The following is an 18,796-nucleotide window of genomic DNA, read 5'->3' as shown; positions in this document are numbered from 1 at the left end:
GCTGCGAACCGACTCAGACCTGCGTGCGCTCCTCGACGACCTTCGCGATCTTCGCGATGGCTTCGTCGAGCGGGATGCCGTTCTCCTGGGAGCCGTCGCGGTAGCGGAAGGACACCGAGCCGTTCGACATGTCCTCGTCGCCCGCGATGACCATGAAGGGCACCTTCTGCTTCTGGGCGTTGCGGATCTTCTTCTGCATCCGGTCGGAGGAGGAGTCGACGTCGACCCGCAGCCCCTGCTTCTTCGCGGCCGCGGCGAACTTCTCCAGGTACTCCACGTGCGCGTCGCCGATCGGGATGCCGACCGCCTGGACCGGGGCCAGCCACGCCGGGAAGGCGCCCGCGTAGTGCTCCAGGAGTACGGCGAAGAACCGCTCGATGGAGCCGAACAGGGCGCGGTGGATCATGACCGGGCGCTGCTTGGAGCCGTCCGGGCCGGTGTATTCGAGGTCGAAGCGCTCCGGCAGGTTGAAGTCGAGCTGGATGGTCGACATCTGCCAGGTGCGGCCGATCGCGTCCTTGGTCTGGACGGAGATCTTCGGACCGTAGAAGGCGGCGCCGCCCGGGTCGGGGACGAGCGGGAGGCCCTGCTTCTCGGCGACCTCGCGCAGCGTCTCGGTCGCCTCCTCCCAGACCTCGTCCGAGCCGACGAACTTCTCCGGGTCCTTGGTGGACAGCTCCAGGTAGAAGTCGGTCAGGCCGTAGTCGCGCAGCAGGCCGAGGACGAAGGTGAGCGTCTTGTCGAGCTCCTGCGACATCTGCTCGCGCGTGCAGTAGATGTGCGCGTCGTCCTGGGTGAAGCCGCGGGCGCGGGTCAGGCCGTGCACGACGCCCGACTTCTCGTACCGGTACACGGTGCCGAACTCGAAGAGACGCAGCGGCAGTTCACGGTAGGAGCGGCCGCGCGCGTCGAAGATCAGGTTGTGCATCGGGCAGTTCATGGGCTTGAGGTAGTAGTCCACGCCCTCGTCGAGCTGCATGGGCGGGTACATGCCGTCGGCGTACCAGTCCAGGTGGCCCGAGGTCTCGAAGAGCTTCCCCTTCGTCGCGTGCGGGGTGTAGACGAACTCGTAGCCCTCCTCCTCGTGGCGGCGGCGCGAGTAGTCCTCCATGACCCGGCGGACGACGCCGCCCTTGGGGTGGAAGACGGCGAGGCCGGAGCCGATCTGCTCGGGGATGGAGAACAGGTCCAGCTCGCTGCCCAGCTTGCGGTGGTCGCGCTTCTCCGCCTCGGCGAGGAAGTCCAGGTGCGCCTTCAGCTCGTCCTTGGACGGCCAGGCGGTGCCGTAGATGCGCTGGAGCATCGGGTTCTTCTCGCTGCCGCGCCAGTAGGCGGCCGCGTTGCGCATCAGCTTGAACGCCGGGATGAGGCGGGTGGTGGGCAGGTGGGGACCGCGGCAGAGGTCCTTCCAGCACAGCTCGCCGGTCTTGGCGTCCAGGTTGTCGTAGATGGTCAGCTCGCCGGCGCCGACCTCGACGTCCGCGCCGTCGTCGTGCGAGGCGGAGCCCTTGAGGCCAATCAGCTCCAGCTTGTACGGCTCGTCGGCCAGCTCCTCGCGGGCGGCCTCGTCGCTCACCACGCGGCGGGAGAACCGCTGCCCGCGCTTCTGGATCTCCTGCATCTTCTTCTCGACGGCCTTGAGGTCCTCGGGCGTGAACGGCTTCTCGACGTCGAAGTCGTAGTAGAAGCCGTCCTTGACGGGCGGGCCGATGCCCAGCTTGGCCTCGGGGAAGATCTCCTGCACGGCCTGCGCCATGACGTGCGCGGTGGAGTGGCGCAGGATGTTCAGACCGTCCTCGGAGGAGATCTCGACGCCCTCCACGGTCACGCCGTCGCGCAGTTCGTGGGCGAGGTCCCTCAGCTCGCCGTCCACGCGGGTGGCGACGATCGAGCGCTCACCGGCGAAGAGGTCGGCGGCCGTGCTGCCCGTCGTCACCGTGCGCTCTTCCCGCTCGGAATCGCGTTGGATGATCACACGGACGTCTGACACCGGTCTCTCCTGACTGAAGGCGGAAGCGCGGACCCGATTCCATCGCCGCGCAATAGGCGATCGTACCGACCCGGGACCGCCCTCCGCGAAATCAGTCCCCTCCGCACGCCTCCTCGAACACGGCCGTGATCTCCGCGGTCTCCTGGAGCGACTTCATCAGCCGGTCCCGTTCGGCGTCGTCCACCTGCACGGGGACCACGCCGCGGGCGCCGGTGAGTCTGCGGAAGCCGCCCCGTCGCTCCAGCCGGCCCTGCACCCGCACCGGCAGTCCGACGAGGTGGGCCTGGCCGGCGATGCGGTAGTCGTCCTCGTCGAGGGTGAGCCGGACGTGCGGGACATCGGCACCGGCGATCACCCGCAGCCGTACGCCGCCCTCGCCGCGCGGCCCGGACCTGCGCAGCCGGACGACCGTGCCGGTGATCCGTACGGGCACGGAGGGTTCCTCGCGCAGATAGCGGGCGCCCGCCTCGCGCAGGGCGGGCAGGTCGCCGGGGGAGAACTCGACGGGCTCGTCGGTGGCGGCACAGTCCTCGGGGACTCCGGCGGCGGGCGACCAGGCGAGGGCGACCCGGGCTCCCTCGGTGCCGCGGACGAGGGTGACGAGCGACTCGGTCAGTTCGCGGCTGGCACCGGTCTCGACGGCGCTGTCGAAGGCGTCCATGCGGCCGGTGGCGCGCCGGTAGTCGATGGCCTCGCGGACGGCGTACAGCGCCTGGTGGAGCCGTACGGCGAGGGGTCGGGCCGGGGTCACGGGTGCGAAGGCGGTCAGGCCGCGGCCGTCGGCGGCGCTGCCGACGAGGACGCTCTCCAGCAGCGCGCCGGCCGACCGCCGGTGCCGGGCGCCGTGGTAGCCGGCCCGCGCGCGGGTGGCGAGCGCGCCGGCGAGGAGCATCTGCCGGGCGGCGCCGCGCAGCTGTTCCTCGACCGCCCAGGGGACGGCCCCGGCCTCCTCGGCGGGTCCGGCCGGGGTGTCCCGCCACCACCGGATCTCGTCGCTCGGTACCGCGAGGGCGACCAGCACCTCGCGGGCGGCGGGCGTCTGGCTGCGGGCCAGCGCCAGCAGCGCCTCGCCGAGCAGGTCGTCGCTGTCGGGGAAGGCGCGGTTCTCCGGTACGAGGAGGCTGGTGCCACCGCCGCCCGGTCCGGGCGGCGTCCAGCGGCCGTAGCGTCCGGCGGCGCCCCCGCGACGCTGCCAGCCGTGCCGGCGCAGCAGGGCGCCGAGGACGCCCGGGTCGACCTCGGCGGCTTCGGGCGGCCGGTGCCAGGCGGGGTCGACGGGGTGCGGCCGTACCGGCGTCAGGGGCTCGTCCGGTGGGCGGTGGGTCATGGTCTGCCTCCCGTCCCGACCCGCGTCATGATCTCGCACAGCGCCCGGTCGTCGAAGATCCGCGCGGTCGGGATCCGCACGGTGGTCCGGGTCCGGCCGGTGACCGGATGCCCGGCCAGGTTGACCCAGTAGCAGCAGTGCCGCAGGTCGAGCCGGTCGTGGCCGGCGCGCAGCCACTGGTCCTGCGACCGCGGGACGATCATCACGACGAGGAGCTTGTGCACCGACACCGGGGTGCGGGCGAGCTTGCGCAGGTGGTCGTTGTCGAGCGTGAAGGAGAAGGAGCGCCCCGGCGGGTGGGGCGGGAGCTGGTACGTGGCCTTCAGCTGCACCTTGATGGTCACCTCGTCGTCGACGGTGTGACCGGGGGCGCTGTGGCTGACGTGCCAGTCGATGCCGTTGTCGGGGAACGGCTGGGACAGCGAACAGCCCGCGGCCGCCGCGACCGCGTGGAGATAGCCGACCTGGAGTGTCTCCATGCACGCCGTGGTGGCGAGTGAGCCGCGGTGGGTTCCCGTGCGTTCGGGCAGCAGCCCGCCACGCTCGGGCTGCGCTATCGCCATGACCGGACAGCCTTCCGAGCAAAGGGGTGCCCCACGACGGGGGCTGGGAGGATTTCCGCGTCGAGCCCCTGAACTGGCAAGACCCGTACTCCTGTTGTCTCCGCGCGGCGTACGGCGCAAACAGCCCGGGTATCACCAGAGCGGCAGAAGACGGCGCGTCAGCTGCCGTGGGTGAACGAGGGGTTGTGGTGGTATGACGTGTTGGTACGAGGGGCCGCTGGCCGCCTTCGACACGGAGACGACGGGCGTCGACGTCGAGACCGACCGGATCGTGTCGGCCGCGCTGGTCGTGCAGGACGGGCCGGGCCTGCGGCCCCGGGTGAGCCGGTGGCTGGTGAATCCTGGTGTGCCGGTGCCCGAAGGGGCGACGGCGATACACGGCCTGACGGACGAGCACCTGCAGCGAAACGGCCGCTGGCCGGCGCCGGTGATGTACGAGATAGCCGAGCTGCTCGGTGAACAGGCGGCTGCCGGACGGCCGTTGGTGGTGATGAACGCGCCGTTCGATCTGACGCTGCTCGACCGCGAGCTGCGCCGGCACCGCGCGTCCTCGCTGGGGCACTGGCTGGAGCCGGCGCCGTTGCGGGTGCTGGACCCACGGGTCCTGGACAAGCACCTGGACCGCTACCGCAAGGGCCGCCGCACCCTCACCGACCTGTGCGGGCACTACGACGTGACGCTGGCCGACGCGCACGACGCCGCGGCGGACGCGGTGGCCGCGCTGGAGGTCGTACGGGCGGTGGGGCGGCGGTTCGCGGCCCGGCTGGAGCGGCTGTCCCCCGCCGAGCTGCACACGCTCCAGGCGACCTGGCACGCGGCGCAGGCCCGGGGGCTCCAGGCGTGGTTCGCGCGCAGCGGCACCCCGGAAACGGTCGACACGTCGTGGCCGCTGCGCCCGGCGCTGTCGGCGGCGGCGTGAGGAGTACGGCGGCGACGAGAAGCGCATGCAAAAAGCCGGTCCGCGTGTTGCGGACCGGCCTTTCCCGGTGGGCGATACTGGGTTCGAACCAGTGACCTCTTCGGTGTGAACGAAGCGCTCTCCCACTGAGCTAATCGCCCGGGAACGCACCGAACAATACAGGTCCCCTCGGGTTTCCTTCAAACCGCTTCGAGATACCGGAGCAGGCCGCGCCGCCCGGCCCGCATCATCAGCCGGTGGTTGGCGCGAAACAGCGGACGTCCGGGCACGGCGAACCTCCTGAGCAGCGGCTTGGTCACATCGACGACCTGCTCGTAGCGGGCGAGGGTGCCGGTGCCGTGCGCGGTGACCGTCCAGCGCGCCCAGCCCTCGAGGTCCCCGGTCATCGCGATCTCCAGCACCCCGGCCGCCGGGTCCCGTCGCACCTCGCGTGCGGTGAAGGTGAGGGCGTACGGCAGGAGCGAGCGGACGGTGACGACGCCGGTGGTGTCGTCGAGCCGGGTCACCTCGCGGACCTGTGGCCACCAGCGGGGATAGTCCTCGGCCCGCTCCAGCGCCGTGTAGACGGCGGCGGGCGGCGCGGGCAGCGGCCACCGGCTGAGAAAGCGGTAACGGTTCTGGTCCATGTGCCGAGTGTGCCCGTGCGGGGGCGGGATCTGAGTACGTCCTGAGTAGGCGCGCTCATGCCGGATGCCGTGACGCGGCCCACACTCCGTTGCATGACGCACATTCCGCCCCCGACCGAGGAGCTGCGGCTCCTCGACGCAGAGCTGTGGCAACTGGACGCTCGCCGCGCCCAGTTGCTCGCACGCCGCGCCTGGCTGGTCGCCTCGCTCCAGTCGGTGCGCCCGGTCCGGCCGGCGCTGCCCCCGGCCGCGCCCCGCCCCGAGGCGAGCGCCCCGCGGGTCCAGAACGTGCTCCTGCTGCTCGGCGGGATGCTGCTCACCATCGCGGCGATCGCGTTCACCCTGGTCAGCTGGGGTCACCTCGGGATCGCCGGGCGCGCCCTGGTGCTGGGCACGGTCACGTCGGCGGTGCTCGCCGCGCCGGTGCCGCTGCTGCGTCGCGGACTGCGCTCGACGGCGGAGTCCGTGGCCGGTGTGGGCCTGGCCCTGACGGTGCTGGACGCCTACGCCCTGCACGAGGCGGCCCCCGGCACCGACGGCACGGGCTACGCGGCGGTCGCCGCGGCGGTGCTCGCCGCGCTCTGGACGGCGTACGGTCGCGGTCTCGGGGCGCTGCGGCTGCCGGTGCCCGCCGGACTGGTGACGGCCCAACTCCCCCTGGTCCTCTGGGCGGTAGCGGCCGGCCCAGACCCGTACGGTGTCGCGACGGCGATGCTGGTGACGGCCGGTCTGGACGCGGTGCTGGCGTTCGGGGTGGCGGCCGGCGCCGTCCGGGTCACGGTCACGGCCGGTGCCTACGGCCTGGGTGGCTCGGGGGTTCTGACGGCCGGCTGGCTGTCCTGGACGGCCACCGGTCCGAGCGCCGCCGCCCGTGCGGCGGCGCTCCTCGCCTTCGCGGCGGTGATCGCCCTGGTGGCCGCCGCGCGGCTGGCGGAGCGGGCCGTCGCGACGGGAACGGCGGTCGCCGGAGGCCTGCTGCTGGTGGCGGCGGGCGGCGGCCCGCTCCGGGTGCTGCTGTCCGCCGGCTGGGCGGTGCCGGTCCATCTGGTCCTCGGAGTGGCGCTGTTGGCGGCGCTCCGCGCGGACCGGCTGCCCGAGCCGGTGCGGCAGGGTCTCCTGCGGGCCTCCGCCGCGGTGCAGGCACTGGCGCTGCTGTGGGCCGCGCCGCTGGTCGCCGTCACGCTGGTGGGCCCGCTCGGATGGGCCGAGCGCCCCTGGTCGGGCGGGCCGTCGGACGCACGCGCCGCGGTCACCGTGCACACGCCGTGGCCGCCGTACGCGGGGCAGGCGCTCCTCGTCCTGGTGGCCGTCGCCGGCGTCCTGGCCGTCCTGGCCGTGCGGCACGGGACCTGGCGCCCGCAGGCACGGACCGGAGCGCTGCTGCTGACCTGGGCGGCCTGCCTCGCCCTGCCGGCGATGCTCGAACTGCCCTACCCGGCCGGCCTGTTGCTGGTGGGTGGCGTGGCGGTGGCGGCGGCCTTCCTGCCCACGCCGTGGCTCGCCCTGGCCACCTCGCTGCACTTCGCCTTCCTGTCCCTGGCCACGCAGTCGGCGACCATGAGCGTTCTGTCGGCGCTGACCGCGCTGGGCGCGACGGCGGCCCGCCGGCCGCGCCTGACTGTGGTCGCGGCGCCGGCCGCCCTCGGGTACGCCACCGCGCTGGCCTGTGCGACGGGTGCCGCGGCGGACTGGCAGCCGTCGCACACCGCGCTGCTCGTCCTCTGTGTGCCCCTGGTCGCGGCCCTGGCCGCAGGCCGGCTCGGCGGGTCTCCGGCGACCCTGCCGGTCGAGGCGGCCGGAACGGCCGCCGCGCTGCTGGCCCTGGTCCTCGCGGTGACCGACCCGCCGATGCTGGCCACGGTGCTGGCGGCCTGTGGTGTGATCGCCGCGGGCACGGCGGCCCGGCCGCAGCGCCGCGGGGCCGGCTACGCGGCCGCCGCCTTGTTCCTGCTGGCCACCTGGGTCAGGCTCGCCGCCTGGGAGGTCACCACACCGGAGGCGTACACCCTCCCCGTGGCCGTCTGTGCACTGCTCGTCGGCGCCTGGCGGCGGCACCGCGACCCGCTGACCGCGTCCTGGACGGCGTACGGCCCCGGGCTGGCCGCGGCCCTGCTGCCGAGCCTGGCCGCGGCCTGGAGCGACCCGCAGTGGACGCGCCCGCTGCTGCTGGGCGCGGCCGCCCTGCTGGTCACCCTGCTGGGCGCCCGGCACCGGCTGCGGGCCCCGCTGGTCCTCGGCGGCTCGGTGCTGGTGCTGGACGCCCTGCACGAACTGGCCCCCTATCTGGTGCAGGCGGCCGACGCGCTCCCCCGCTGGGTACCCCCCGCACTCGCCGGAGTCCTGCTGCTCGCCGTGGGTGCGACGTACGAGCGCCGGATCCGGGACGTCCGGCATGTGCGGGAGGTCCTGGGGAGGATGAACTAGCCCTCGACGGACCAGCCCTCGGTGAACCGGCCCTCGGTGAACCGGCCCTCTACGACGGCATCTTGTGGCCGAGGAGGGCCAGGTTCTCGATGGCGGCGAGACCGTAGAGCGCGGTGTCGTTGGTGGCCACCCAGGCGGCCTCGCTGCCCGGCACCAGGGCGGTGGGGCCGCTCAGTGCCTCCGTCCTCCAGGGCGCGGACTCCTTGTAGCCGTCCGAGTTGTAGAACTTCTCCCAGGCCCGCTTGGCGAGCTTCTCGTCGCCGGTCTTGACGGCCGCGTACGCGTCCAGGCGCGAGTGGCCCTGGAACAGCAGCAGCGTGCCGAAGTTGGAGCCGTAACGCGCCGCCTGCTCGGCCTTGGTGGCGTTGAAGTAGCGGCAGTAGTCGAAGTACGCCTCGTTGAACTTCGGCATGTCGACGAGGTGGATCAGCTCGGCGCACAGCTCGTTGAGGCCGAAGACGGCCGAGAGGTGCGAGACACCGACGGCCGGCTTGTCGGCGACGGCGAACTTCCCGGTGTCCAGGTCGTAGAGGCCGGTGCCCTGCACGAACCCGTTGGGCTGGGCGGCGATCGTCTCCATCGTGGACAGCACCCGGGCCCTGGCCTTCTCCCACTTGGGGCCCTTGCGCTCCCACTCCGTGAGCCAGGCCGACACCAGTCCGCTCCAGTCCGTGCCGAAGCCGATCGACAGGGCGTGCCGGTCGGGGGTGTACGGCTCGGTGCGGATCTTGCGGATCGGGTCCAGGACGAGGAACGTCTCGTCGGAGTCCACGTTGGCGTGCATGAGGTCGCCGACCCGCTCGTCCGCCGTGAGGAAGTAGTAGTAGCGGCGGTACGTCGTGTTGGCGATGCGCTGCTGCTTGGCACTGTCTGCGTAGTGCTGGATGCCGTGCCGGGTGCCGAGGCCGGCCCACTGGCCGAGGTGGTAGACGTCCACCTCACCGGTGTGCCGGGTCATCGCCTCGGCGAAGCGGAAGATGTCCGACCGGCCGCTGCGCAGGTACGCGAACCAGAGCCAGAGGTCCGGCGACAGTTCGGAGTTGTCCCAGGCGTAGCCGCCGATGTCGTAGCGCCACTGGTGGCGCACGGTGTCGTACGTGTGCATGATGTCGCCGTAGTCCCAGAAGCCGTACCAACGGCGCTGCTCCACCTGGTCCTTGTAGTAGGTGAAGAGGAAGTCGAGGTGGTCCTCGATCTTGGCCTTGGCGGGAGTGGAGCGGTCCGGCTCGGAGTACAGGCCGGGGCCGAAGACCTGCGCCTTGATGAGCTGCTTGGGCGGGGCGGCGAGCTGGGGCAGCACCCGGACGGCCTCGACCTGTTCGGCGAGGGCCGCGGGGGTGGGCGTCGACTCGTTGGCCCAGAAGAGGAGTTCGGAGGTACGGGCGATGCCGTACGGGGTGCCGAAGCCGGGCTCGTAGTCCTCGTAGGTGATGTTGAGGCCCTCGAGCTGCTCGGGGAAGGTGTCCTGGCCCATGCCGTCGTGGTAGAAGCGCAGGTCCATGGGCTGCGCCTCGGGCGACCAGAGCCAGAGGGTGACCTCGGCCTCCTCGGTCTGGGCGTGACGGATGTCGAGCTGGGCGGGGTGCTTCTCCCAGAAGTCCCGCAGACCGAAGGAGAATCCGCCGCTCGCGCCGCCGACGTATCCGAAGCCGGAGGCGCGCTTGCCGCCGCCCGCGCCGATCCAGCCGTGGCCCTTCTTGGTGCGCTTGCGCACGGTGAAGCCGTCGGCGGACAGCTGGGAGAGGGTGTAGTCGCCCCACTCGGGGATGTACTGCAGCCGGGTGGTGACCCGCTGGTCCCAGGTGGCCGGGTCGGGCAGCTTCTGGCCCGCGTACTGGGCCTCCTGGACGGCGGCGCCCGGGTCCCGGCGCAGGCCGGTGATGCCCTTGACGGCTTCGCGCAGCAGGCCGGTGCCCTCGCCGCCGATGCGGATGTGGCGGTCGTAGGACTGGTCGCGCATGGGGACGGTGAAGCGGACGCCGAGGCCGCGGATGAAGTCGCCGCTGGCCTTGCCGGGCTCCTGCGTGCCGTCGAAGGTGATGGTGTGCACCATGCGGAAGGAGTCGGCGCCCGCGTAGAAGTAGAGGCGGATCGAGAACGGCAGCCAACTGCGGCCGCCCTTGCGGTGCTTGCCGTCGATGCGCACGACCGCGCGGACCGGGCCCGCCTGCTCGACGGTGACGGCGTCGATGGCCCCGTCGAAGCGTTCGGTCTTGACCGCGCCCTGGTCCCCGTCCTCGATCTCGGGCTGGCGGATCAGCACCAGACGGCCGTTCTTGGCGATCTCGGTGGAGCCGCGGGTGACCGACTTGATGAGGGTGGCGCCGGACTTGCCGATCCGCGCGGTGATGACACCGGTCGATACGTCGATGGTGCCGCCGCTCTTGTCGACGGTGACCTTCTTGGCGGGGGCGGCGGGCGCCCCGGCGGCGAGGGTGAGTTTGCCCTCGCCCGAACTCACGGCGTGCGCGGTCCACTTGAGGGACCCGTCCGGCCAGTAGGCGATCGGCCAGGACTGCACGGGGACGGCCTTGCCGCCGGCGTCCGTCAGCGCGAAGGTCTGGCCCTCCTGGTAGGTGCCCATCGGCCAGGGCACGCCGAGCGTGGAGCCGGGGGCGGCACCGAGGCCGCCGTCCTCCAGCCAGTCGAGGGTGACCGGGTCGGCGTCGGCGGGTGCGGTTCTGGGGGCGGCTTCGGCGTCCTTCGCCCCTAGCGCCCAGCTGAACTGGGCGGCGGCTCCGGCGACGGCCGCCGCCTTGAGAAGGGACCTGCGGGGGATGGGGGACATGGCCATTCCTTTCCGTGCGGGTAGCAGTGTGGTCAGGGCATGACAGAGCTAGGTGCGGCGCCTGAGCGCCGACCCGGCGAGAGGGAGGGCCGCCCGTCAGCGGCGCCGGTGGCGCTCCTCCACGGCGACGGAGGCGGCGGCGACGGCCCCGAGGACCGGGACCGCCAGCGGCGCGAGGAACAGGGCGGACAGGGCCACGACGGCCAGTCCGCAGACGACGAGGAAGGACCCGGCGGGATCGAGCACGGTCCGCCGCCCGGCATCCGCGAGCAGCGCCCGCCAGGCGGAGTCCGGTGTCCACAGGGCGGCCGCCCGCAGCAGGGCCACGGCGAGGCCGATCAGCGCCAGGATGCCGACGGCCCCGACGAACGGTCCACCGGGAAGCCCGGCCCGCGCGGCCAGGACGTCCACCCAGACCGCGGCGGCGGCTGCCCAGCCGGCGAGCCCGACGGCCCACCCGCCGCGCACGGCCGCACGGAAGTCCACGACGAACTCCCGCAACCCGCTGACCTGATGCGTCGTACGACGCCGCAGGTGCCGTGACCCGGCGGCGAAGGCCGCGGGGTAGGTGACGACCCCGAGACAGGCCACGGCGATCCACACTCCGGTGAGCAGACACTCCGCGAAGACCGAGAAGCGCTCGCCGAAGATGGACTCCCTGCGCCGGCGGCGGTCCTTCACACCGTCCTTCACCCGTGCTTGCGCCATGGTGAGCGCCTCAGCCCTTCAGTCCGGAGGTCGCCATGCCGTCGATGAGGTAGCGCTGGAAGGCCATGAAGAAGGCGATGACCGGTACCAGTGCCACCAGCGACATCGCGATCATGCTGCCGTAGTTGGAGATGCCCTCCTGGTCGCGGAACATCATCAGTCCGAGCGAAACGGTGTACTTCTCGGGGGTGTTGAGGTAGATCAACGGACCCATGAAGTCGTTCCACGCGTTGATGAACGTGAAGATGGCGCTGGTGATGATGGCAGGGCGGCTCAGCGGCAGCACGATGGACCAGTAGGTCCTCAGGTGCCCGCAGCCGTCGAGCTTGGCGGCCTCGTCCAGCTCACGCGGCAGGCCGCGCATGAACTGCACCATCAGGAAGACGAAGAACGCCTCCGTGGCCAGGTACTTGCCCGCGACGAGCGGGACGAGGGTGTCGATGTAGCCGAGGTTGCGGAACAGCACGTACTGCGGGATGAGCAGCACGTGGTACGGCAGCAGCAGGGTGCCGATCATCAGCGTGAACAGCAGGTTCCGCCCGGCGAACCGGATCTTGGCGAAGGCGTAGGCCGTCAGCGAGCTGGAGATCACCACACCGAGCACGGCCAGGCCCGCGTACATCAGCGAGTTGCTGAAGAAGCTGCCGATGGAGATGCCGGAGATGCCGTCGGCCAGCCCGGAGAAGTTCGCCCAGACCGGCTCGGTGGGCAACAGGTCGATGCTGGCGATGATGTCCTTGCTCGGCTTGAACGAGGCGCCGAGCACCCAGACCACCGGGTAGAGGACGACCGCGAGCAGCAGCAGCGCGCCCACGTGCCAGGCGAGGGATCCGGTCCGCCGCCGCTCGTTCCCGCTGCGCACGGCAGGGGTGGTGACAGTGGTCACTTGGCGGCCTCCTCGTAGTGCACCCACTTCTTCTGCGACCAGAACAGGACCGCCGTGACGAGCGCCACCGCGATCACCAGTGTCCAGGCCATCGCGGAGGCGAAGCCCATCTGGGATTCCTTGAAGCCCTTCTGATACAGGTAACAGGTGTAGACGAGGGTGGCGTCGGCCGGTCCGCACCGGCTGTCGGAGACGACGTACGCCGAACCGAACACCTGGAACGCGTGGATCGACTCCAGCAGCACGTTGAAGAACAGCACGGGGGAAATCATCGGCAGCGTGATGTTCCAGAACCGCCGGAAGGGGCCGGCCCCGTCCATCTCGGCGGCCTCGTACAGTTCCTGCGGCACCTGTTTGAGCCCGGCCAGGAAGATGACCATCGGCGCACCGAACTGCCAGATGCTCAGCGCCACCAGTGAGTACAGGACGTAGTCAGGGTTGCCGATCCAGCCGCCGACGTCGGCCCCGAAGATCTTCTGCGTACGGTCCACGACGGCGTCGTCGGAGAACAGCGCCCGCCACACGAACCCCACGGAGACGCTGGCGCCGATGAGCGACGGCATGTAGAACGCGGCCCGGTACAGGGCCTGCCCGCGCCGCTTCTGCGCGAGCAGCAGCGCCACGCCGAGCGCGAGGAGCAGCTTCAGCGGTGTGGCCACGACGACGTATTTGAGCGTGACCTCGACCGACTTCTGCCAGCGCGGGTCCTGGAACATCGTCGTGAAGTTGTCGAGCCCCACCCACCGGGGTGGTGTGAACAGGTTGTAGCTGGTGAACGCGTAGTACAGCGACGCGATCATCGGCCCCGCCGTGAGGAACACGAAGCCCGCGATCCACGGCGACATGAAGAGATAGCCGGCGAGGTTCTCGCGGCGCCGCCCGCGCCGCCCGGCGGCGACAGCGGCGGACCGCTTCTCCGCCGGGGGCGCGGGCGCTTCCTTGACGAGCGTCATGGTGGTACGTCCCCTCAGCCCGCGAACGCGGCCTTGGCCTCGCCGAACAGCGCCTTCGCGGCGTCGGCCGGCTTGGTCTTGCCCTGGGAGACCTCAGCGCCGAGCCGCAGGAAGGCCACTTCGATGACGTCGGCGCCGGACGGGTGCGGGGTGATCTTCCCGAGGACGCCGGCCTTGGCGACCTCGTCCTCGTAGGCCGCGACGCCCTTGTTGTTGGGGTCGGTCGGCTTGAAGGCGTCGTACTGCTCGGTGGTGGAGAGGATGCCGCGGTCGTAACCCATGATCTTGCCGGCCTCGGGGTCGTGGACCATGAAGTCGATGAACTGGGCCACTTCCTTGGGGTGCTTGGTCCCCGAGAAGGCGCTCAGCATCAGCGAACCGAGGTACTGACCGGTGTCCTTGCCGTTGGTGGTGGGGATCGGCGCGAGCCCGTAGTCCGACTCGCCCTCTCCCTGGTAGCGGATGGAGAAGTTGTCCCAGGTGAACTCGGAGGCGGCCAGGCCGGCCGAGAGACCGGACTTCGGCTTGACCTGCTCGATCTTCTTCGGGTCGGCGACCAGCCCGGACCGCACCCGCTTGTAGCCGTCCTCCCACCACTGCGTCAGATCGTCCTCGGTGAAGCCGAGATCGGTGTCGGTGTAGAAGGCCTTGCCGTTCTGACGCAGATACAGGTCGTAGAGGTACATGATGCCGAAGTAGCCGGTGTCACCGGCGATCTTCAGCTTGTCCTGGATCGTCTGCAGCGCGGCGAAGTACTCGTCCCAGGTCCAGCCGAACTTCGCCTCGACGCCCGCCTTCTTGAAGGCGTTGAGGTCGATGACGAGCGCCATGGTGTTGGCCCCGACGGGTATGGCGACCTGCTTGTCGTCGACCTGACCGTTCGCCAGAACACCGTTGCGGAAGTTCTCCAGGTTCAGATTCCCGGCGTCCGCCTGTGACTTGAGATCCATCAGAACACCGCGCTTGTCGTACTTGCGCAGAAAGGTGACCGAATTCTGGAAAACGTCCGGCGGATTCCCACCGGAGGCCTGGGTCTGGAACTTCTCCCAGAACGCCTCGTAGTCGGTGAATTCGGGCTTGATCTTGATCTTCGGGTACTTCTTCTCGAAGAGCGCGATCGTCTTCTTGATGGCGATGGTGCGCGGCTCGCCACCCCACCACGCGTAACGGATCGTCACCGTTCCGTCCGAGGAGGTCCCACTGTCTCCCCCGCACCCGGTGGTCGCGGCCAGGCCCAGTGCGGCCGCCGTCGCCCCCGTGGCCTTGAGGATCGTTCGCCTCTCAACATTCCTGCTGGTTCGCACAGTCGGGCCCCTCCCGCAGCGTCATTGCCGCTTGCATGAATCGTTTCAAGAAAGCGCTTGCTGGCACAAGGTACGAGGGGGTTCGTGGAGCGTCAATGATTCGGACAGGAATTTCTTGCGAAGGGCACGCCCGAACGGGGTGCCCGTTGCGCGTGTGAGGCGGCCGGCTGAAGGGTCAAAGCGCAGGTGGGCGGCGGAGGTTCGGCGGGCCGGACAGAAGTTGGGGGGTGCAGACGTACGGCTGGAATCCACCGGGAGGGCGCCGCGCCGGGCGTCGGAGGGCACGGGTCTCGGTGCGGGGCGCGTCGAGTCGGCGCGGCAGGGTTGGCCGGCCAGGGTGCGGCCAAACGGTCGTTCAGTCGCCCCGACGGCCGGCGGTGCCGCCGCAACCGACCCGTCGCCCGGCGCGGGCACGATCCGGCGGGCCGGCCGAGAGACGGCAGCACGGCGCCCGCCCACGCCACACGACCCGGCCGGACGGCGACCACGACCAGCTCACCCACGTCGCCGAGCGACGGCCGGCGGCGCCCCGCACCGGCGACCGCGCGTGCCTGACATCACCCCAGCTCACCCGGGATGCCAGCCATGCCATCAGGGCGTCACACAGGGCGGTCGGATCATGCGGTCGGTCCGGCGTCTCCGCCCAGGGCGGGGCCGAACAGCGCCTGCGCGTCCACCCCTCGCAGGCCGCAGGCGGGCTCTCCGGTGACTTCCAGCGGCCGCGGGGCCACCATGGGCAGCCGCCGGCCCCTACGCGCCGTCGAAGGCGTCTTGGGTGGCGCACAGGACACGGCACCCGCCCCGGTGCACCCGGCAGTGCGAGCGGGCGCGCACACGGGCTCCACCGGCCCGCACGGGCCATGCAGCACCCTCGAAGGTGGCCGAACCGGTCCCACCCGCAGCCCGGACCGCCGACCTGCCGCGACAACCCGGCCCGCCCGATCGCCACCGCCAGTGACCAGCCGCGAGCACCGCGCCGGGCGGCCACCCGCACATGGTCAGCGACCAGCGCAAACGCCGACGGCCCATCCGCGATATCGCGGATGGGCCGTCGGTTCCGGGTGGGCGATACTGGGTTCGAACCAGTGACCTCTTCGGTGTGAACGAAGCGCTCTCCCACTGAGCTAATCGCCCGGGCGCAGGAAGTACATTACCCCATGTCAGCGGGTCCCTGTGACCAGGTCAGACCGCTCGCGCACCCCCGTGGCGGTTCACTGGTCCTTGATCTTCCAGGGCATCACCAGGCCGAACTTCCACACGTAGAAGCCCATGATGGCCGCGATGAGCACGAGTCCGATCGAGGTCAGGATGATGTTGCGGCGCCTGACCTTCGGGTCGAGGGCGCGCTGCGCCGCCTCGGTGACCTTGCGCTTGGTCCAGCGCAGCGCCAGCTGGGCCCAGACGAACTCGGTCGCCCAGATCGCCATGCCGCCGAAGATCACGACCCAGCCGGGGCCGGGCAGGGGCAGCATGATGATGCCCGCGACCACGACCGCGAGGCCGACCACGAAGATTCCGACCTGCCAGCTCAGATGCAGGATCCGGCGGGCCTTGATGAACGCCGGAGCCCTGGATCCGAGGGCCTGTTCCTGCTGCTCAGCCGCCCTGTCCGGCCTCGCGTCGTTCGCCGCCATGGCCACCTCGCCCGGCTCGTCACTCCCCGTATTCATACGGCCAAACCCTACCCGAGGGATTCCAGTCACCGTAATGGTGGTACTTCGCGAACGCCCCATCGGCCGGAAGAGTTACGTAAACACACGCAAAACACGCAGAGGGGTTTACAACGGCACCGTAGGTGGCATGTCGATTTCGCCGACGTGCGAATCCCCGAGCGCACACTGAGCGAAAGGCCCTGGCGCTTATGAACACCACGGTCAGCTGCGAGCTGCACCTGCGCCTCGTTGTGTCGAGCGAGTCCTCCCTGCCTGTCCCCGCAGGCCTGCGGTACGACACGGCCGACCCCTACGCCGTGCACGCCACCTTCCACACCGGAGCCGAGGAAACCGTCGAGTGGGTGTTCGCCCGCGACCTCCTCGCAGAGGGCCTGCACCGGCCCACGGGCACCGGCGACGTCCGAGTCTGGCCGTCGCGCAGCCACGGTCAGGGCGTCGTCTGCATCGCCCTGAGCTCCCCGGAGGGGGAAGCCCTGCTCGAGGCCCCGGCGCGGGCCCTGGAATCCTTCCTGAAGCGAACGGACGCCGCCGTACCCCCGGGCACGGAGCACCGTCACTTCGATCTCGATCAAGAGCTCTCGCACATCCTGGCGGAAAGCTAGGAAGGGAGCTCCCACCAGAGCCGCCCGGCGCCGTCCACTCGGGGAGACGGCTCGGACCGGACAACAACCGCACAGGGAAAGCGCCGGCGCCGCACCACGGGTTCTCCGTGGTGCGGCGCCGGCGTGTGTGCGGCCCGGTCGCCGCCCTTCCCCCGGCCCGGCCGCGCGAGACGGCGAGATTCCGGCCCTCGATCGACCGTGGCAGCACGGCCCGGTACGGCTACCATCGGCCAGCATCGGCGGGCGCCCGCCCGACCCTCCAGGCCAGGGAGCGAAACGTGCTGATCACCCACGACACCCGGTGTGCGCTCGATGCCGTGGTGGATCTGGTGAACACCGCACCGGAGGACGACACCACCCCGGACGCGCTGCCGGATGTCGCCGCCCTTGAGGTTTTCGTACGAAAACACGAAATCAGTGATGTCGGCGTGCTCTCCGCGTTCGATCTGTCCGCGGTGCGCAAGGTCCGCGGGCGGTTCGCGCGGATCTTCGCGGCGCCGGACCCCCGCGCCGCCGCCTCGATCATCAACGAGCTGATCGCCGCCGCGGGCACCACGCCCCGGCTCACCGACCACGACGGCTACGACTGGCATGTCCACTACTTCGCCCCCGGTGCGTCGATCGCCGACCATCTCGCGGCGGACTGCGGGATGGCTCTGGCCTTCTTCGTGGTGGCCGGGGAGCAGGAGCGGCTGCGGCGCTGCGAGGCCCCGGACTGCCGACGCGCCTTCGTCGATCTCTCCCGCAACCGTTCGCGCCGGTACTGCGACAGCCGCACCTGCGGCAACCGGCTGCATGTGGCCGCCTACCGGGCACGCCGCAAGGAGGCGGCGGGCTGAGAACCCGCTCGTCGATGCCGACGCGGCCCCGGCGGGTGGCGCCGGGGACCGCGGGTACGGCTCAGAGCAGCAGCAGGTCGTGCAGCGAGGCCATGAGCAGCAGACACCCGATCACCGCTAGGAAGATCATCAGCGGTGGCTGGGAAAGGGCGAAGAGGCATCCGCGCGGCTCGTTGTGAGGGGGCGCGGCCTCGCTCTGTGTCGTGTCCAGCATCTCGCGGGCGATGATGACGCAGGTGGCCCACCCCACGCGATCAGCACGCCCCAATTGAGCGGTAGTTCGCCGAATTCCGTGATGCCGGTTTCCCACCTTGATCACTTCCGCGCGCCTGCGGCCCGACTGTGTCGCTTCGCCTCCCGGGGCTCGCCTCCCGGGGCTCGCCGCGCGGACACACCTCAGACGCGGGGCCACCCTGGTGATGCCGGGGCCGTCACCCGCCGTCGGCACCGCTTCATATGCCGTGCTTCTTGAGGATGGCCTCGATGTCGCTGAAGTCCTCCGAGGCGGCCGCTCTGGGCGCGGCGGCCGGGCGGGAGGCGGGCCGGGCGCCCTGTCCCAGGGACGGGGCCGACGCGGTCGGTGCCACGGCGCCGGCCTGTGCGGAGCGCGCCGCCGCCCTGCGCTCCTTGCGAGTGCCGCCGCCCCTGCGGCGCTCCACCGCACGGGTCGTCATGAAAAGCGCCCACGCGCCGCCGAGCACGGCGAAGCCGGCCCAGGCCGTGGGACTGAAGGCCGTGTCGGCCGCCCACTCGACGACCCCGGTCATGACCAGGCCGAGGGGCACCAGCGCGTAGGCGGCGATCCGGGCGGCCGCCAGGAAACGCTTGCGGTACGCCGTGACGGCCGCGATGCCCAGGCCGGCCGCGGCCACGGCGGAACACACGGTCTCGGCAATCATCCGGTCCTCCAGACACGGCACACTCGGGCAGGGGCAATGTGGCTCGGCGCCGCGACGGGGCGGCGCTTCGTCCCCTCCATCCTGCACCTGCGAGGTGCCCGCAGGCCATGTTTCAGCCGGACATCAGGGACATCTCCGGGTCGGCTCCTCCGCAGGTGCCGGTGGTCAGGGATGCGCGGCGTCCGGATTGGAGGCCGGGGCGGGGACTGGAAGACTGGGGGCATGAGCGACTCCTCCCCCGCGGCCGTCCCGGCGCCCAATCAGGACGACGCCCATCCCTAGCCACCCTGTTACG

16 protein-coding genes and 2 tRNA genes are annotated in these 18,796 nt (G+C 71.0%); 4 read left to right on the top strand and 14 right to left on the bottom strand.

Annotated elements, in window-relative coordinates; translation table 11 throughout:
* Positions 1-13: 13 nt before the first annotated feature.
* From thrS to P1P75_RS06720, 3 genes are all read right to left on the bottom strand, one after another.
* Positions 14-1,990, bottom strand: coding sequence for a threonine--tRNA ligase (gene thrS / locus P1P75_RS06730; RefSeq protein WP_319252487.1), 1,977 nt, complete (start codon positions 1,988-1,990; stop codon positions 14-16).
* A 91-nt stretch (positions 1,991-2,081) separates the two neighbouring features.
* Positions 2,082-3,317, bottom strand: coding sequence for a hypothetical protein (locus P1P75_RS06725; protein WP_319252485.1), 1,236 nt, complete (start codon positions 3,315-3,317; stop codon positions 2,082-2,084).
* Positions 3,314-3,880, bottom strand: a complete 567-nt coding sequence (locus tag P1P75_RS06720) for a DUF4365 domain-containing protein (RefSeq protein WP_319252483.1) — start codon at positions 3,878-3,880, stop codon at positions 3,314-3,316. The genes P1P75_RS06725 and P1P75_RS06720 overlap by 4 nt, the downstream gene beginning before the upstream one ends.
* 193 nt (positions 3,881-4,073) lie before the next feature.
* Between P1P75_RS06720 and P1P75_RS06715 the strand changes: the two genes are divergently transcribed.
* Complete coding sequence (locus P1P75_RS06715; protein WP_086768990.1) at positions 4,074-4,799, top strand: 3'-5' exonuclease; 726 nt, start codon at positions 4,074-4,076, stop codon at positions 4,797-4,799.
* Positions 4,800-4,867: 68 nt separating this feature from the next.
* Here the strand turns inward: P1P75_RS06715 and P1P75_RS06710 are convergent.
* Positions 4,868-4,939, bottom strand: a tRNA-Val gene (locus tag P1P75_RS06710).
* Positions 4,940-4,978: 39 nt separating this feature from the next.
* Positions 4,979-5,425 (bottom strand): SRPBCC family protein, encoded by a 447-nt coding sequence (locus tag P1P75_RS06705; RefSeq protein ID WP_319252481.1) that lies wholly within the window; start codon positions 5,423-5,425, stop codon positions 4,979-4,981.
* Between the two features lie 93 nt (positions 5,426-5,518).
* On the opposite strand from P1P75_RS06705, the gene P1P75_RS06700 reads away from it, so the two are divergent.
* Positions 5,519-7,849 (top strand): SCO7613 C-terminal domain-containing membrane protein, encoded by a 2,331-nt coding sequence (locus P1P75_RS06700; protein WP_319252479.1) that lies wholly within the window; start codon positions 5,519-5,521, stop codon positions 7,847-7,849.
* A 49-nt stretch (positions 7,850-7,898) separates the two neighbouring features.
* Here the strand turns inward: P1P75_RS06700 and P1P75_RS06695 are convergent, their stop codons facing one another.
* From P1P75_RS06695 to P1P75_RS06665, 7 genes are all read right to left on the bottom strand, one after another.
* The gene (locus P1P75_RS06695; RefSeq protein ID WP_319252477.1) at positions 7,899-10,637 is read right to left on the bottom strand and encodes a Tat pathway signal sequence domain protein; all 2,739 of its coding nucleotides are present in this window, start codon (positions 10,635-10,637) and stop codon (positions 7,899-7,901) included.
* A 96-nt stretch (positions 10,638-10,733) separates the two neighbouring features.
* Positions 10,734-11,345, bottom strand: coding sequence for a hypothetical protein (locus P1P75_RS06690; protein ID WP_319252475.1), 612 nt, complete (start codon positions 11,343-11,345; stop codon positions 10,734-10,736).
* Positions 11,346-11,355: 10 nt separating this feature from the next.
* Positions 11,356-12,231, bottom strand: a complete 876-nt coding sequence (locus tag P1P75_RS06685; RefSeq protein ID WP_319252473.1) for a carbohydrate ABC transporter permease — start codon at positions 12,229-12,231, stop codon at positions 11,356-11,358.
* Positions 12,228-13,184, bottom strand: coding sequence for a sugar ABC transporter permease (locus P1P75_RS06680; protein WP_319252471.1), 957 nt, complete (start codon positions 13,182-13,184; stop codon positions 12,228-12,230). Before P1P75_RS06680 ends, P1P75_RS06685 begins: the two co-directional genes overlap by 4 nt.
* Positions 13,185-13,198: 14 nt before the next feature.
* Complete coding sequence (locus tag P1P75_RS06675; protein WP_319252469.1) at positions 13,199-14,488, bottom strand: extracellular solute-binding protein; 1,290 nt, start codon at positions 14,486-14,488, stop codon at positions 13,199-13,201.
* A 1,062-nt stretch (positions 14,489-15,550) separates the two neighbouring features.
* Positions 15,551-15,622 (bottom strand) — tRNA-Val (locus P1P75_RS06670).
* A gap of 77 nt (positions 15,623-15,699) precedes the next feature.
* A complete protein-coding gene (locus P1P75_RS06665; protein ID WP_319252467.1) occupies positions 15,700-16,158 on the bottom strand; it encodes a TIGR02611 family protein in 459 nt (152 codons plus the stop codon).
* Positions 16,159-16,349: 191 nt separating this feature from the next.
* Between P1P75_RS06665 and P1P75_RS06660 the strand changes: the two genes are divergently transcribed.
* Together P1P75_RS06660 and P1P75_RS06655 are read left to right on the top strand one after the other, a co-directional pair.
* Positions 16,350-16,763, top strand: a complete 414-nt coding sequence (locus P1P75_RS06660; RefSeq protein ID WP_004002642.1) for an SsgA family sporulation/cell division regulator — start codon at positions 16,350-16,352, stop codon at positions 16,761-16,763.
* Positions 16,764-17,041: 278 nt separating this feature from the next.
* Positions 17,042-17,602, top strand: coding sequence for a CGNR zinc finger domain-containing protein (locus tag P1P75_RS06655; protein WP_086771706.1), 561 nt, complete (start codon positions 17,042-17,044; stop codon positions 17,600-17,602).
* A gap of 61 nt (positions 17,603-17,663) precedes the next feature.
* Here P1P75_RS06655 and P1P75_RS06650 read toward each other — a convergent pair whose 3' ends face one another.
* Together P1P75_RS06650 and P1P75_RS06645 are read right to left on the bottom strand one after the other, a co-directional pair.
* The gene (locus tag P1P75_RS06650) at positions 17,664-17,852 is read right to left on the bottom strand and encodes a hypothetical protein (protein ID WP_319252561.1); all 189 of its coding nucleotides are present in this window, start codon (positions 17,850-17,852) and stop codon (positions 17,664-17,666) included.
* 202 nt (positions 17,853-18,054) lie between these two features.
* Entirely contained in the window at positions 18,055-18,501 is a 447-nt protein-coding gene (locus P1P75_RS06645; protein ID WP_319252464.1) for a hypothetical protein, read from the bottom strand.
* Positions 18,502-18,796: the final 295 nt, after the last annotated feature.

Source organism: Streptomyces sp. ID05-39B (assembly GCF_033794725.1).
GTDB classification, from domain to species: domain Bacteria; phylum Actinomycetota; class Actinomycetes; order Streptomycetales; family Streptomycetaceae; genus Streptomyces; species Streptomyces bobili.
The sequence above is the reverse complement of the archived record's forward strand: the minus strand, read 5'-3'. Positions and strand labels throughout refer to the sequence as shown.